General features: G+C 35.5%; 11 protein-coding genes. 3 read left to right on the top strand and 8 right to left on the bottom strand.

Going from position 1 to position 15,196, the window contains the following annotated elements:
• Positions 1–27: 27 nt before the first annotated feature.
• Positions 28–1,692, bottom strand: coding sequence for an SWIM zinc finger family protein (locus JAZ75_RS10250; protein ID WP_208701637.1), 1,665 nt, complete (start codon positions 1,690–1,692; stop codon positions 28–30).
• A gap of 47 nt (positions 1,693–1,739) precedes the next feature.
• A complete protein-coding gene (gene mnmD, locus JAZ75_RS10245; RefSeq protein ID WP_208701635.1) occupies positions 1,740–2,405 on the bottom strand; it encodes a tRNA (5-methylaminomethyl-2-thiouridine)(34)-methyltransferase MnmD in 666 nt (221 codons plus the stop codon).
• A 204-nt stretch (positions 2,406–2,609) separates the two neighbouring features.
• Between mnmD and JAZ75_RS10240 the strand changes: the two genes are divergently transcribed.
• Positions 2,610–3,821 carry an FG-GAP repeat domain-containing protein gene (locus tag JAZ75_RS10240; RefSeq protein ID WP_208701634.1) on the top strand — a complete coding sequence of 404 codons (1,212 nt, stop codon included), beginning with the start codon at positions 2,610–2,612 and terminating at the stop codon, positions 3,819–3,821.
• A 61-nt stretch (positions 3,822–3,882) separates the two neighbouring features.
• Here JAZ75_RS10240 and JAZ75_RS10235 read toward each other — a convergent pair whose 3' ends face one another.
• The 5 genes from JAZ75_RS10235 to JAZ75_RS10215 form a co-directional block, all read right to left on the bottom strand.
• On the bottom strand, positions 3,883–5,034 hold the full coding sequence (locus JAZ75_RS10235; protein WP_208701632.1) for a metallophosphoesterase: 1,152 nt from the start codon (positions 5,032–5,034) through the stop codon (positions 3,883–3,885).
• Between the two features lie 8 nt (positions 5,035–5,042).
• Positions 5,043–6,494 carry a RagB/SusD family nutrient uptake outer membrane protein gene (locus JAZ75_RS10230; RefSeq protein ID WP_208701629.1) on the bottom strand — a complete coding sequence of 484 codons (1,452 nt, stop codon included), beginning with the start codon at positions 6,492–6,494 and terminating at the stop codon, positions 5,043–5,045.
• Between the two features lie 9 nt (positions 6,495–6,503).
• Complete coding sequence (locus tag JAZ75_RS10225; RefSeq protein WP_208701627.1) at positions 6,504–9,851, bottom strand: TonB-dependent receptor; 3,348 nt, start codon at positions 9,849–9,851, stop codon at positions 6,504–6,506.
• A gap of 131 nt (positions 9,852–9,982) precedes the next feature.
• Positions 9,983–11,170, bottom strand: a complete 1,188-nt coding sequence (locus JAZ75_RS10220; protein ID WP_208701625.1) for a FecR family protein — start codon at positions 11,168–11,170, stop codon at positions 9,983–9,985.
• A 100-nt stretch (positions 11,171–11,270) separates the two neighbouring features.
• On the bottom strand, positions 11,271–11,852 hold the full coding sequence (locus JAZ75_RS10215) for an RNA polymerase sigma factor (protein ID WP_021190467.1): 582 nt from the start codon (positions 11,850–11,852) through the stop codon (positions 11,271–11,273).
• Between the two features lie 379 nt (positions 11,853–12,231).
• Between JAZ75_RS10215 and JAZ75_RS10210 the strand changes: the two genes are divergently transcribed.
• Positions 12,232–13,482: a dicarboxylate/amino acid:cation symporter gene (locus tag JAZ75_RS10210; protein WP_208701623.1), complete on the top strand. Its 1,251-nt coding sequence runs from the start codon at positions 12,232–12,234 to the stop codon at positions 13,480–13,482.
• Here the strand turns inward: JAZ75_RS10210 and JAZ75_RS10205 are convergent.
• Positions 13,471–14,418 carry a lipid A deacylase LpxR family protein gene (locus JAZ75_RS10205; RefSeq protein WP_021190466.1) on the bottom strand — a complete coding sequence of 316 codons (948 nt, stop codon included), beginning with the start codon at positions 14,416–14,418 and terminating at the stop codon, positions 13,471–13,473. The genes JAZ75_RS10210 and JAZ75_RS10205 overlap by 12 nt on opposite strands.
• Before the next feature lie 357 nt (positions 14,419–14,775).
• On the opposite strand from JAZ75_RS10205, the gene JAZ75_RS10200 reads away from it, so the two are divergent.
• On the top strand, positions 14,776–15,186 hold the full coding sequence (locus tag JAZ75_RS10200; protein ID WP_168127571.1) for a cytochrome c maturation protein CcmE: 411 nt from the start codon (positions 14,776–14,778) through the stop codon (positions 15,184–15,186).
• Positions 15,187–15,196: the final 10 nt, after the last annotated feature.

Genomic DNA, 15,196 nt, shown 5'->3' with positions numbered 1-15,196 from the left:
AACGAAAGATGATCAACGGAAAACAATTTAATTTTTCTGCTCTAAACGATTAAAAAGGTGCCCCTTCAGCGTTCTTAAATAGATCGAACGACTGTCTGGCTTAAATAATAACCGCAAAAGTTCATGATCGTAGCTTTCAATTATTTTATCAATAAGCAAATCCACTTCATCCATATCTGTATCATACTGAATATGAAAATTATTAGAAATAGCCTTAATAAATTTCATTTTATCGTAAGCATAAATCAGATCCCAATATTTTAACAAAGCATAAGCACAAATATTATAATCGATAACCTCCAGCATTTTTTTATAATTCTTTTCATATGCCAAAATACCAAAATAAACATCTACATAAAGTGGATCATTCAGACTATTGCGATAGCGTGCTAATACATTACTCCGAAAACGGTTCTTGATCTCTGCATCATCTACATGCTCCATAATAAAAATAAAATCTGCAATATTGGGATAGAATCCAAACTTATCCATTTTGATCCCCGCTAATCCATCAAGATTATTAAACTTCACAAAAAGTTCTTCCAGAACATCAAGATAGGGTAAGTTATAATCTAATTTGACGTTCTGTCCTATTATTTTAATACAGAAATCTATCGCAATTTGTGGTTCTATTTCTTTTAGAGCATAAATAAATTTAAGGTTAAACTTATTTTCCCATGGTTTAGGTTGAAAATAAGATAAAATATCACCTAGCAGGTTTGCATCGATCATGACATCTAAAAAGAAATCATCTATCTCAACTGGAAATATAACACCCTCATCGAGAAAATCCTCCAACTGTTTTTTTGCACGGCTAGCAAATATAACCTTTCGTTGCTCACTTAAATGGGTATACATAATCTTAATTGGATCAAGAATACCAATAAGATTACCTCCTTCACGCCACATTTCATCCCATAACCAATAAAAATGCGATTGCCATTGAATATCAGAATGAACGGAAGAGAATGCAATTCCCAATTTCTCATAGCACCCGACTAGAAAGGTACGTACCCTCGTACCTCCATAATTGTATTTATATTGAAAATCGTACAGGCTATTAACCAAAGCGGTCCATAGAATAAGTATATCCTTTTTTGTGATATTTAATTGAATAAATTCCCACACCGGAATCATAGACTTATCCCACAATTGTACAATTTTTTTGACTTCTGCTGCGTCAATTTTTTTACGCTTTCCGATGACCGAAATAACGACATCATTTAACATTTTGGAGATATCCTTTGACTGATAGACATGGTCATGCTTCGAAAATTTAAGGACAAATTGCAATTCGATATCCTTATTGGTTTTAAAAAGTTCAATCAGCCAATCTTTGATATCTAACGGATCAATACTCAATAGCAATTGCTCACTTTCCTTCATTTTACTTTTGGCAACGAATTTCTTAGCTCCCGAAGGAGGATTCTTACTACTAGCACTTGAAGATAAAGCCAAAATAACGGCTAATTGGTGCACGCAATAGCTATCCTTTCTTTTACAGTCACATGAATGCGCTGATACATCATCACCTTTCAAAAGAATATTGACATCATAAGATTCTTCTCCCTCATCTACAAATGCGATGTAATTACCCACTCCATCATGCTCCTCCAACTCACGTACCATCAATTTTTGAGCTTGGGCAATTTTAATTGGATCCTGTTTTTTAAGAATTGTCTTTACAATCATATTGTTGCATCTTTCATGTTTACAACCTACTATTATGAATCATGTCATTAAGCTTTTGTAGCCCGCAACATCTCTCTCTTTCCTGGTGCTCCCGCAGCTTTTTCGATCGTAAATCCTAGTGCTTTCATGCTTCTTTTGAGATTGCCGGTAATAGCATAGGTAACAAATACACCTCCTGGTTTTACAAATTTTGCAACATGGGCCAAAGCCTCATCTGACCACATTTCGGGTTGATGAATAGCAGCAAAGGCATCAAAGTATACCAAATCAAAAGTTTTATCTGAACTAAAATCCTTCAATAAGGTATGATCGATATATAAATTTGTATTTGAATCAATTTGCGTAGTTTCATTTAGAGCTTGTTTATATCCTGATATATAATTATTCCAGTTTTCTTCAGAAACGAATGCATCATAACCAATTTGCTGAATAACCTCCAGTGACAATGGATAGCCTTCGATACCTACATAATCTACCGAAATTTCTTTACCAGATGTATAAGCGAGCGTTTGCGTAAAGTTTAAGCCTGTTCCAAAACCTACTTCCAAAATAGTGATATCCTTTAAGGAGTGTTTCTGAATGTAATAATCAAGTCCTGTCTGAATAAAAACATGTTTACTTTCTTGAACAGCTCCATGTTTGGAGTGGTAGCACTCTCCTATTTGTTCATTAAACAATGTTTTTGAACCATCTCCTGTTGTTACAAATTCCATTTCACGCATAGATAACAAAAATAGAATAAAAAGAACTTAATTGCTATGGATATCCATATAATCAGTCTTTATATTTCATTGCGGTTATTAAAAGTAAAAAACAATACCTCATAAAATTGTTTGTGCGTAACAGTAAAATTTAAAAATTTTTCGTTTAAAAAAGGATAATTATTTATATATTAACACATTGCAAACAAAACGATTATGAAAAATTACATCCAACAGTCACTAACCTACGTTAGCATATGCTTATTGTTTGGCAATACGCAATGCAGTGTGGCACAACAGAAATATTTTAATGATGTGACGTTAACAAATATTCCTCAAGATGCAAAAGCACATGCTTTGGATGTAATCCTTATCGATGTTGATGCAGATGGAGATCTTGATCTTGTACTGGCTCTAGAATCTGAACCCAACAGATTATACCTTAACGATGGAAGTGGTAAGTTTTCTTGGAAGAAAGGTGTTTTTGCTGAAAAACCACATGATACAGAACATGTAAGGGCAGCAGACTTTAATAATGACGGTTTTATAGATTTAATTTTTGTTGCTGAGGATGATCAGAACCATGAGTATTATCTAGGTAAAGGTGATGGCACATTTATCGATGTATCCGATCGGCTATTAGGCAAAAGCGAAGCTAACGGTCTGGATGTAGCAGATATCAACGGAGATGGCCTTATGGATATTGTTATCGGTAATTCGGGCAAATCACCACAAAATTTCTTATGGATAAATGATGCTAAGCGACCTGGGTATTTTTTAGACCATACTTCAATTTCACTTCCACAGGTTGAAGATCAAACTCAATCCGTCAAATTTGCAGATTTGGACGCAGATGGTCACATGGATATGATTATTGGTAACGAAACTCCACCAAATCGTTTATTATTTAATGATGGAAAAGGAAATTTCATAGAACATACTGCAGGATTACCGCTCATGGTCCCCTTACACGCGCGCGAGGTGATTGTATTTGATGCAAATGGCGAAGGGAAACCCGATATACTTTTCGCCAATCTAACAAGTAATGGGGGCGCAAAAGATAAAGATCCCAGAGCCCGATTGCTTATAAATCAGGGCGACCGTCGTTTTGTAGATGAAACAGAATCTAGAATGCCAGAACAAACATTTTCTACGTATGCGGCTACTGCAATTGATTTTGATCATGACGGACACTTAGACATTATACTGAGTGCAATCAAGATTCCTCCTTTTGAAGAGATGCAAGTGCAAGCTTTAAGAAACGATGGAAAGGGTCACTTTTCTTTTGTTACTGACAAAACAATCCCTGAAATTACACGTGGTAGAAGCTGGGGTATTGCAGTTGACGATGTCAATGCTGATGGGATAGCTGATATGGTGATCGGCGGATGGGGCTCTCACGTCCGTCTGTTATTGGGTCAAAAATAAATTTTAACAAATAGGCTGGGAAAGTCCCAGCCTAAACATTCATTTATAAAACAATAGTACTTTATTGTGCTAATATCTTATTCTTCTTTACATCATCATAAATGACGCTCGTCTTATTTCCTTCAATAAGTAATCCACGACTTTTGCCTCCTAATCTATTTGCTTCATTATTCACATTTACAGCAACAACGCGACCTTTATAAAAAGAGGTAACTTCTGGAAAAATTGTATGTCCAAGATATATTCTTTTAGCACTGTAAATCTGCAGTATTTTTTCTAAATCTGCTTCGCTTAAAGGGTGATACTTTTCTTCTTGACGAACCATGCCGCGATACCACAAAGGTCCTTCACTACCAAATAGAAAAGTACCTGCACGCGACTTATGTCTCTCTTCTTTGGTTTGAAACAAATAAAAACGAACAGAATCATTTACTGCAGGTATTGTCCATTGTGGATCTAGCATGGTATGACTAAGTCCTGCATGTACAAAAAGATGATCCCCTATCTTCTCCATCGTATTTTTACTTTGTAGCCATTTTCCTAATTCAGTATCTAATGACCAGAAATCACGATAATCTTTTCCAATAGCGTCAGCAAGCATTTTATACTTATCTTGGGTGTATTTATAATTACCTCGTAAGATCATTTCTTCATGATTGCCCAAAAGAAAGTGCACCTTACCGCCAGCTTTTTCAGCCTCGTTTTCCAATTTATAGATTAACCAAAAGATAGGTAATACGTCTTTACCGCGATCAAATACATCTCCGATAATGACCAAGTTATTTTTTCCAAAAGTCCATTCATAATGATTTCCAATTACTTTCTGCGCTTTTAGAATAGCATAAAAAGATTGAAAATCGCCATGAGGATCTGACAGAACAAGGATCTTATTACTTTTTGGAGAATTCCAGCTAGGGGTCTTAAGCGGGTGTCGCTTTACTTCAAACTGATGTTCACCATCTTCTGTCACGACTTTAAATGATGATTTAACCGGTACTTCACTTCGAATCTCACCATTCTCGACACGCACAAGCTTCGTTCCTCCATTTTCATAAAAGAAATAGGGACCATCGTTATTTCCCAATGTTGTTTGACTATGTGTATCGGCAATCTGAAAAAGAACAAATACAGCTGTCAAAGCACAAGTTATACTGATCCTAGAAGGACCAGTATAATTGACTTTAAGATATTGTTTAATGCAGTTATACATCATAATATAGTTTAATATCCGTCGTTTTGAACGATGTTTTTATTCGCATCAATCTCAATTCGTGGAATAGCCATCAATGTTTTGAAAAAAGTACGATCAAAAGATTTAGTTTCAGGTCTTAAAGATGGCGAATTATGAGCACTACCTTTACGTTCTATGCGCATATTGTTGCGTAATGCATCAAATAGTCTATGCCCCTCACCTACAAGTTCACGACGGCGCTCTTCCATAACTCGTTCTAGAGTCACGACACCAGAAACAGATTTTGCAGGATTTGCACGAGAAACTATAGCGTTAAGATACTTCAAAGCATTTGCATTGTCGTTTAGTTTAACTGCTGCTTCAGCTGCAATTAAATATCCCTCCGAAAGACGAAGAACAGGAACATCTGCAAATTCAGGATTTTCACCATCAGCAGTATTTCCAGGATATTTGTTCAAATAATAATAGTCAACCTGTTTACTGGTATATTTTGTAATGACCTTATGGCGGACATCATTGGAGTCATCTTTGATTAACTTCATATAATCGTCCGATAAAATAATGTCATTATATCCATTTCTCCACAATAGGTACCCTATTCCTTCTTTTCCAGGACCGTTTTCAGTCTTTACAATAGATAACTGAAACAAAACTTCATTTGTAAAATCCTTTGACCAAACAGAAGCGTATTCACTATTTGTCCATAACAGATATTGACCTTTAGTCGAGCTCTGGGTTGTTTCCGCTTCTTTGATCAATTGCATCGCGACAGTTAAAGCTTTGGAATTTTCGCCCATATAAAGATAAGCTCTTGCTAATAGTTGCTGTGCACCAAATTTATTAAGTTTGCCATTTTTTTTCGCAGTACTCAATAAGGTCACAGCATTTTCCAAATCATCTAGAATCTGTGTATAGACTTCTTTTACTGAATTACGTGCAGGTTTATTAGTTGAATTATGTTTTTCTATTTCAATCGGCACCCCTAGTGAGGCCCCGTTGTTTTTGGTATAAGGATCTCCAAACACTTTAACTAAATCAAAATGTGCCAACGCGCGAAGTGTTAACGCCTGTCCTTTTATGTCATTGAGTTCATCAGTCAATTGTTCTTTCTCAACTCCATTAACGAAGGCCAAAACACCATTCGCATTTCTTAAAACACGATAAGGCTGATACCACAGTGATGAAGGAGTATTGTCCTTGTTAAAATCAAAAAGATAATATTTTGCCGCACGTTTTGTGTCACCGTTCGACAACATATCTTCTCCAGTTACATCGCCATAATAAGTCATACGAGCTCCATAATATTCAGAACCACGTAGAATATCGTAAATGCCATTTAAAGCATATTGAGCTTCTCGGGCAGATTTAATTGCTTCAGAACTTTCTGTAGAAGTACTTGGCTGGGATTTTTCCAACCATTGGTCCCCACATCCAACTAACAAAGTACAAGATATCAGAACCGTTGATAATATAAGTTTCATAGTCTTTTTTTAGAATTTAATATCCAAACCAAAAGTAACCGTCTTCAGTTTTGGGGATTCAAAATATACTGTACCATTTACAGGTACCTCAGGATCATAATTATTATAAGCTGCAAAAGTCAAAAGATTGACTCCTGAACAATATGCTCTGATATTACTCACTTTAAGACGACGTGCAATGTGTTGCGGAAGAGATACTCCGAAAGTCAAGTTTTTCAATCGGATATGATCTGTTGAATGAACACGACGTGTATTGGCTACACTGCTCATATCGTAAGTATTTCCAACCATAAACATTTCGATATCGGTATCATCACCTGGCTTTTGCCATCTGCGTTCATAATATTGCGGAATATTATCATAACCCGTTTTTCCAGCAAGCTCTGTTTTACTCGCACCGCTATCGTATGAATAACCACCCAGAGAATATGTCCATGTAAAGTTTAGATCAAAAATCTTATAACGAAGGGTATTAGTAAAACCACCGATCAACTTAGGATCGACACTTTTATAAAGAATTCTGTTTGCTTTGGTATAATCTTCTGTGATATCTCTTGAATCTAGATTAGCTGGATCATTGATGTAATATTGTGGCACACCAGTTTCCTTACTTATCCCCGCAAATTCGATCAGATAATAGCTATACCATGGTTGGCCGACACGGTGAATCAATGTACCGTCCCTTAACTCAGAACTTCCATCAGCTAATGATATAGTCTTATTTCTGTTCATTCCAAAATTTAGATTTGAAGTCCATTTAAATTCAGAATCTCTTAAAATATCTGCATTCAAATCAACTTCTATTCCTGAGTTACGAAGTGCTCCAATATTGGTTAGATAAGCAGAAAAACCTGTTGTATAGGACGTAGGCATATCGTTCAATAGATCTGACGACTGGCGTCTGTACCATTCGAAGGTAGCTCCCAAACGATCAAAAAGACGAAGATCTAATCCAATATTTAGATTATTTTGTTTCTCCCATTGTAAAGCCGGGTTTCCAATCTGAGTTTCTCTTATACCAGGATTATTAAGATAAGGAAAACCAAAACCGGTCAAATCCATATAAGTATAATACGTATTGGGTAGAGTACCATTAGTACCATATGACACCCGAATCTTACCGTCAGTTACAACGTCACCTATTGATTCCATAAAGTTTTCTTTTGAAAACTTCCATGCTCCTGATAAGGACCAAAATTTCCCCCAACGGCTATCACGATGAATACGAGAGCTACCATCCATACGAACGCTACCACCAAAGAAATATTTATCATCATAATTATAGTTTGCTCTGGAAAGGTAAGACAACAAACGCCATTCTGAATTGGAACCAGAAAGATCTGTAATGACAGAACCATTTGAAAGAACAACTTTATCTACTGAAGGAAAATTATCTTTTGCACCATCAATTCCATCTTTGCGAAATTTATTAACCTCATATCCGCCCAATATATCCAAATGATGCTTGTTAGCAAAAGTCTTATTATAAGTTAAACTATTCCGCCATACGATCTGATTATAATCTGTAAAACTTGTAGTTAAAGAACCATTTGTTTTCTCACCGTCTGATGTACGTGGATCTGACCAAGAATTATATTTGGTATTGGTATGGTCTAAACTAAAAGTTGTATTAAAGACTAAACCATCAAAGAACTTATAATTGGCAAATACGGTATTAAAAGAACGATCACCCTGTTCTCTTCGGTAATTATACAAGGAAGTTGCTTTAGGATTACGCGGTCCATTAGAAAAGAAATCTGTGAAAAATGAACCATCTTCATTGTACACCGGCTCCGAAGCTGTAATCTTATGACGAGTTGAATAGATCGGTGAAGTATAAGCTCCTCCTTCTGAATTCACATCTTGAGCAATGTTTGAGTATAGAATATTAGCTCCAAGTTCTATTTTATCGCTCATTTTATATTTAACATTCAAACGGCCAGTTATACGCTCAAAACCAGATTGATAAGACAAACCTGTTTGATTGACATACCCCATCGATGTGTAGTAAGAGAGCTTACCATCACCTCCTGAAGCAGAAAGATCTGCATTTCTAAAAGGAGAATTTTGGCGAAACAATTCTTTCTTCCAATCTGTCCAACCACTCCAAGGTTTAGGTGCATACTTATCGATGTTCGCTTGTGCATATTCTTCTATTAAGTTATCATCGACCACCTTATCGATGTAACGAGCACGGTTTCGAAGTCCTTCCAAAAGCATCTCGCGTCGTTGGGGACCATCCATGACCTCACGGAAATCTGTTGCTTGACTTGAAAGACCATAAGCACCCTTAAATGAGAATACTGGCTTTCCAGCTTTTCCAGACTTTGTGGTAATCAAAATTACTCCACCAGCAGCACGTGATCCATAAAGTGAAGCTGCTGCGGCATCTTTAATTACTGTAATCTGCTCAATATCGGCATTACTCAAAGTAGACATGACATCCAATCCAGCATTATTTGAACTACTTGATGAAATATCATTAGACATTACCGGAACACCGTCGATGACAAATAAAGGTTTGCTAGAAGCATTAATAGATCCCATTCCTCTAATACGGATATCAGTAGCACCACCTGGCTGACCGGAAAGTGAATTAACTTGCACCCCAGGCGCATTTCCCTGAAGCATTGTCGAAAAATCGACAGCAGGCACGTCGGACATGCGCTCAGTACGGATTGTTGAAGCAGATCCAGTATAATCTGATTTCTTAAACGTACCATACCCCGTTACAACAACCTCTTCTAAATTTGCTTGACTAAACTGCAGGCTCACATTTACGGTCTCAGAAACAACTTCTACTTCTTTTCTTTCATAACCTAAAAAGTTAAACTGTAAGATAGATCCTCGTGATGCCACAATCGAAAAATTGCCATTTTGGTCGGTTCCTACAGTATTTTTTGTTCCTTTAATCGAAACACTGACACCAGAAAGCACCTGTCCACTTTGGTCTGTTACTTGTCCATGTACCGATTTTTGTTCGCTTAAGATTGTGATTTTGGAATTCTTAATAGTTTGTTTGTTATCAAAATCAGGTTTACCCGATTTAACGACGATAGACTTTCCATCTTTAATATAAGTCAGTCCACGTGGAGTTAGCAACTCGGAAAGGGCACGGTCTAACGTTACATTATCAAAATCTACACTTACAGAAGGCGTATTGTTGATAATTTCCGATTTACAAAGAACTGTATATCCAGTCTGCTTTTTGATTTCACGGAATACGTCAACAATAGCACTATTCTTCTTCTTAATACGTACCGTTTGAGCAAAACTTCCTGCATGAAGCTGTCCCACGGTAAACAAAAGAAGCATAATAATCATTTTCATAATAATGAGGTATTTATACTTTTTCATTACATTTGGTTGGTTTTGTTAGTTTAATAAATAGTTAGCAAGTATTTTTTAATTTTCGAACCAATTGCTGGGGAAGTACCACCTTCCTCAGCTACTTAAGATTACGAAATATTAGATTCTGAGTGTAATCATTATTTCATAAGCTTTACCCTCCTCCCTTCGATTTGAATTTTAATTTTATCGTCAGTCATTTTTATAATTTTTAACACTTTATCAAAAGTATCAAGTCGGGAAACGGATCCCCATAGCGTAATTTTTGAAAGACTAGGGTCTATATCGATATCTATATCATACCATCTTGCTACCTGGGTCAGCACTGTACCTAGAGGTTCATTATTAAACATAAACTCATCATTTGTCCAAGAGATACTTTCATCTATAGAGACTTGTTGCACACGAAGGTTTTCTCCATTGACCACTGCCTGTTCGCCTGGTGCAAGTACTTTCTCTTCGCCAGTGGGAACAGAAACTTTAACTTTACCTTCTTTTAAAGAAACTTTGGATTCTTTCTCATTTGGATAAGAATAGACATTGAAATGAGTTCCTAACACTTCTATTTTTTCCTTTGCAGTAATAACAATAAATGGTCTACCTTGCGATTTCGCTACTTCAAAGAAGGCTTCACCATCTAATTCCACTAAACGTTGCTGTTCTGTAAATTTATCGGGGTATTTTAGACTTGTAGATGCATTTAGCCATACTTTTGTACCATCCGACAACTGAATCTCATATTGCCCTCCCCGCGGAGTTGATAAGGTCATCATCTGTCTTTTATCCGTCGAGCTACCTAAGGCTACGGAACCATCATTATAGGTGATACTACTGCCTATAACGATTCCATTATGGCTTTGATCTAATCCTAAACTGCTCCCGTCAGAAAAATGAAGTGTTGCTTTGTTTCCACCAGGGTGCAGGTTTTCTGCTAATTTTGTAACATCAATATTGTTATTGTGATCTTTACTTTTGATGGTCCAAATACCAAATATTGCTAATCCAATGAAACAAGCAGCAGCTGTATACCATAGTGGTAATTTTTTATAACTTGTCGTTTTCTTTAAAGATGGTTTCTCAATTTTTGTCATGATATTGGAGAGTACTCGAGATTCTCTTTTTTCGATATCTTTGACGTGCACACTATAATATTCTAGTTCTTGACGCAAATGATCAGCATTTTCCAACTTTTCCACCATGATTCGTAAATCTGGATATTGCTGAAAAAGCATCCGAAGCTCTCTATCTGTAGTTGGATGAATATTCCCTTTCAAATATTCTTGCAATAGGATTAAGGTGTTGTCTATATGATGCTTCGTGTTTGCCATTATTCATTTTGATAATAGAAACACGAGTTACTTAACAATCTTACAGCATATTTGAGAAAAACACCTAAATATCTAAGAATGAGTTAAATAAAATATATATTTACTTTTGGCCAACAAAAGATAAAAAAGCAAAAAGTGCTAATGTATTTTTTGTCTTTAACAGGTGTCTAATTGTGTTAATTGCCCGAGAACGGTTAGTGTATACGGCGGAAGGACTCATTGCCAGTTCTTCTGCAATTTCCTCAACGGTCTTATCTTCTAGGAAAGTTAAATTAAAAACTTCTTTTTGTTTTTCAGGTAATTTTTCTACTTCTGTAAAAATAGCATGAACAAGTTCGGCATGAATCAAATTTGAAAAAGCATCCTTGTCATCAACTAAAAGATCTTCATAGTCTGATAAAGATTCATGAATACCTTTCGAACGTTTTGCCCGGATCGTGTTAAGACTTGCATTTTTTGCTGAGATATAAACAAATGCACGTAAATTTTCCATAGTAGGGAAATCCATCCTACGATTCCATACCTTAACAAATACGTCAGCTACGATCTCCTCCGCAACATCTGCTTCCTTGATATACTTCAGTATAAAAAAGAATAATTGCTTATAAAATCGATGATAGATGATAACAAATCCCGTTTGATCGTCTCCTTTCAAACTGTCTATCAATTGTGAATCTGTCATAAGGCAGTGTGAAATTAGATTATTTTTATCAACAAAAACGAAAAGGCATCTTTTTAAAGTGATACATAGGTTAGAATCACTATTTTGGACTAAAATAGAAAAGACTTTTTAGAATATCAAGTTGTTAACAATTATTTAAAACACTCATATCATACCGTTAACTGTTCAAATGCATTAAAACACCGATAAGTTGTATAAACCTCTTTACCATTTAGTCAATATTAAAATTGAAAACTGTTGATTTACTACTTACCAAAAGCTAAATCTAATTACTAGATATTCAAAATCAATGCATTGCAAACTGAAAGTTTGAATTATAAATTCCGTTTACCATATATTAAATGATATATAAATAAAAAAAACTAAATTAGTATCCATAATGACATACTCAACCAATATATTTCTCCAAAATTATGGAAGCATCGTACTGCTTATTGTAGGTATCCTCGCAGGGAGTATCTTAGGAATATATTTACCTAACATAGTTCCATATATCAAGCCTATAGGTGATATTTTCTTGAACCTGTTATTTGTTGCTGTCATTCCTCTAGTTTTCTTTGCTATCTCATCATCTGTAGCTAATATTGAAGGAACAAACCAACTCGGCAAGATCATCGGGGCAATGACCGGCGTCTTTTTAATGGGTGTACTCATCTCTGCATGTGCTACGATTGCCGTCCTTTATTTCTTTCCTCTTGACGCTCCCATAGTACCAAATGGTTCAGAACTTCTGGACAATAATCCTGATGACACCTGGAGTGATAAGATGGTTCGCTTTTTAACCGTTTCAGAGTTTGGTAAACTACTATCACGAGAGAATATGCTTGCTCTTGTAATTTTCTCATTTTTAGTGGGTATCGCTACGCGAAAATCAAGTGCTGTTGCACAGCCATTCCTATCTTTCTTAAATGCTGGAAATGAAGTCATGAAAAATCTGTTGATTTTGATCATGAAAATTTCACCGATCGGTTTAGGTGCTTATTTTGCTTATCAAGTCAGTAGTTTAGGACCACAACTTTTTGGTTTCTATGCCAAACCTTTAGGGCTTTATTATTTATTTGGAACCTGTTATTTTTTTGTGGGTTTCACTGTCTTTGCATTTATTGCGAATGGCAAATATGGAATTACCTCTTATTGGAAAAATAATATTGTTCCCACGCTGACTGCATTAGGTTCTTGCAGTAGTTTGGCAACAATGCCTGCTAACTTACTGGCTGCAAAAAAAATTGGAGTTCCAGATACTATCGCTAATGTGGTCATTCCTTTGGGAACAACGCTACATAAACAAGGATCCAGTATATCTTCTATTTTTAAAATATACGTTGCATTTTTGTTAATAGGAAAAGATTTTTTTGATCCTATGACGCTCGTTATGTCACTCGGAATTACTGTTCTAGTTAGTGTGGTAGCAGGAGGAATTCCTAATGGTGGATATATTGGAGAAATGTTAATGATCTCTGTGCTGGACCTTCCAATCGAAGCCGTTCCTGCTGTAATGATTATCGGAACGCTCGTTGATCCATTAGCGACCATCTTAAATTCCACCGGAGACACTGTAGCAAGTATGCTCGTGACAAAATTTACCGGAAATAAATATCAGGTTGTTACAGCGGAGGTTTTAAAATCGTAATCCATAAAACAAGGATCCATATTGATGCGTACCATAAAGCATTTCTTTCGCTTCTCGTGATTGAAAGACATAGGATAATCCTAGGGTTGATCGACCACTTGCCAGCATAAATCCAACTTTATGGCTAGGCATGAATTTCTCAATCGTATATTGATCTCTGAATGTTTTATCATGTCCAATCCCGCCTTGAATAGTGGAGTTATAGCCGTGATAATATAAGGATGGTATATAATAGAAAAATAATTCTCGATCTGTCTCCGTACTTTGAACATGTCCCTTTGTAAATGCAGAATGATAAAATGACCGTAAGCGCCCCCATCTGATAGGCAAACCAATATTTGCATTTACATGGTTCATTCCTAATGTTCCTGAACCTACACCCGAAATTTCGAAACTTCTGCCAGATGATCTATAGAACAGCCTTTGATACTTTAATCCTAGATCAACACCAAATGCATTTGGGATCTGCCCTTCCCAGCCAGATACTTCATAAATATTGAATACCTGATGGATAATTTTTTGCACCTCCTTTCCTTTTGCAAGTGGTCCAACCTGCCCGAATTCAACTTTTAAACTTAATACCTGTTCCTGTCTATAATACTGATTCAATTCACCCGATAGGTATAGATAGGCTGCAAACGGTCTATCCCATTGTGATGATCTATTATTATACAAATTAACCCCGTTGTACATCTTTTGTCCAAGCTCAATATCCAACACACGATTTTTAACTTTCGAAGTATCTGATTTTAAACCTAATCTATAGTTTATATTGATTCCATTTGTATAATAACGGTCCTGAGATGTTAATAAATAAACATCATTATCATTTTGGAGAGCAATTTCACTTTTTAAAATTTTGCTTTGCGATAAAGCAAGTTGTAAAGGCAATATACCTACGAGCAAACACACAATACGCAATACGATTATTTTCATTCGATCCAAATGATTGTAAAAATTAAGATATAAACTAAATTAAAGATATTTAATAAGATTAAATGTATGTTGTATAGAATGATTTAAACCTATTTTCAACGCATTATAAATTTATTTAGAAAGGTTATAAATAAACGATCCCGGTTGCAAATTTAGTTACTTCGCCAATCTATTCGTAATTTTGTATTCGATAAAGTGTTAATTTTTTTTAAAAATGAAACCATCATGAGCTTAAATCAGCTCATTAATAAAATGAATAACTGCTCATGATAGCTTCATGGCCTTTAAAACCGAGTGTTAGCGAGCTCAATAATACAAATAGAAAGCTGACGCTCATTTATTAAACAAATTATTCTAATGAAAAAAAGTTCCATTATTCTAATCGCCCTTATTGCTGTTGCAATTGCGATGATTCTTGTAATTTACACAGATTCTAGCACCTATTCAACTTTTACAGAAGCGAAAGAGAAAAAAACAGAACTCTATGTTGTAGGCGTACTTAATAAGGAAAAAGCATTGCATTATGATCCAAAAACTAATGCAAATCACTTTTCATTTTACATGTATGACAATGATAGTACAGAATGTCAAATTGTATTCAATGGTTCAAAACCTCAGGATATCGAACGATCTGAACAAATTGTATTAACAGGTAAAATGGATGGTAATGTATTTCATGCGTCAAAAATATTGATGAAATGTCCTTCGAAATATAACCAAGATAAAGTCGAGGTTACAGAAACTAACGCTACAGCATTTAATAACTAATATTCATAAT

It is taken from the genome of Sphingobacterium sp. UDSM-2020 (assembly GCF_016132525.1).
Classification (GTDB): Bacteria; Bacteroidota; Bacteroidia; order Sphingobacteriales; family Sphingobacteriaceae; genus Sphingobacterium; species Sphingobacterium anhuiense.
This window is presented reverse-complemented; position numbering and strand designations above follow the sequence as displayed.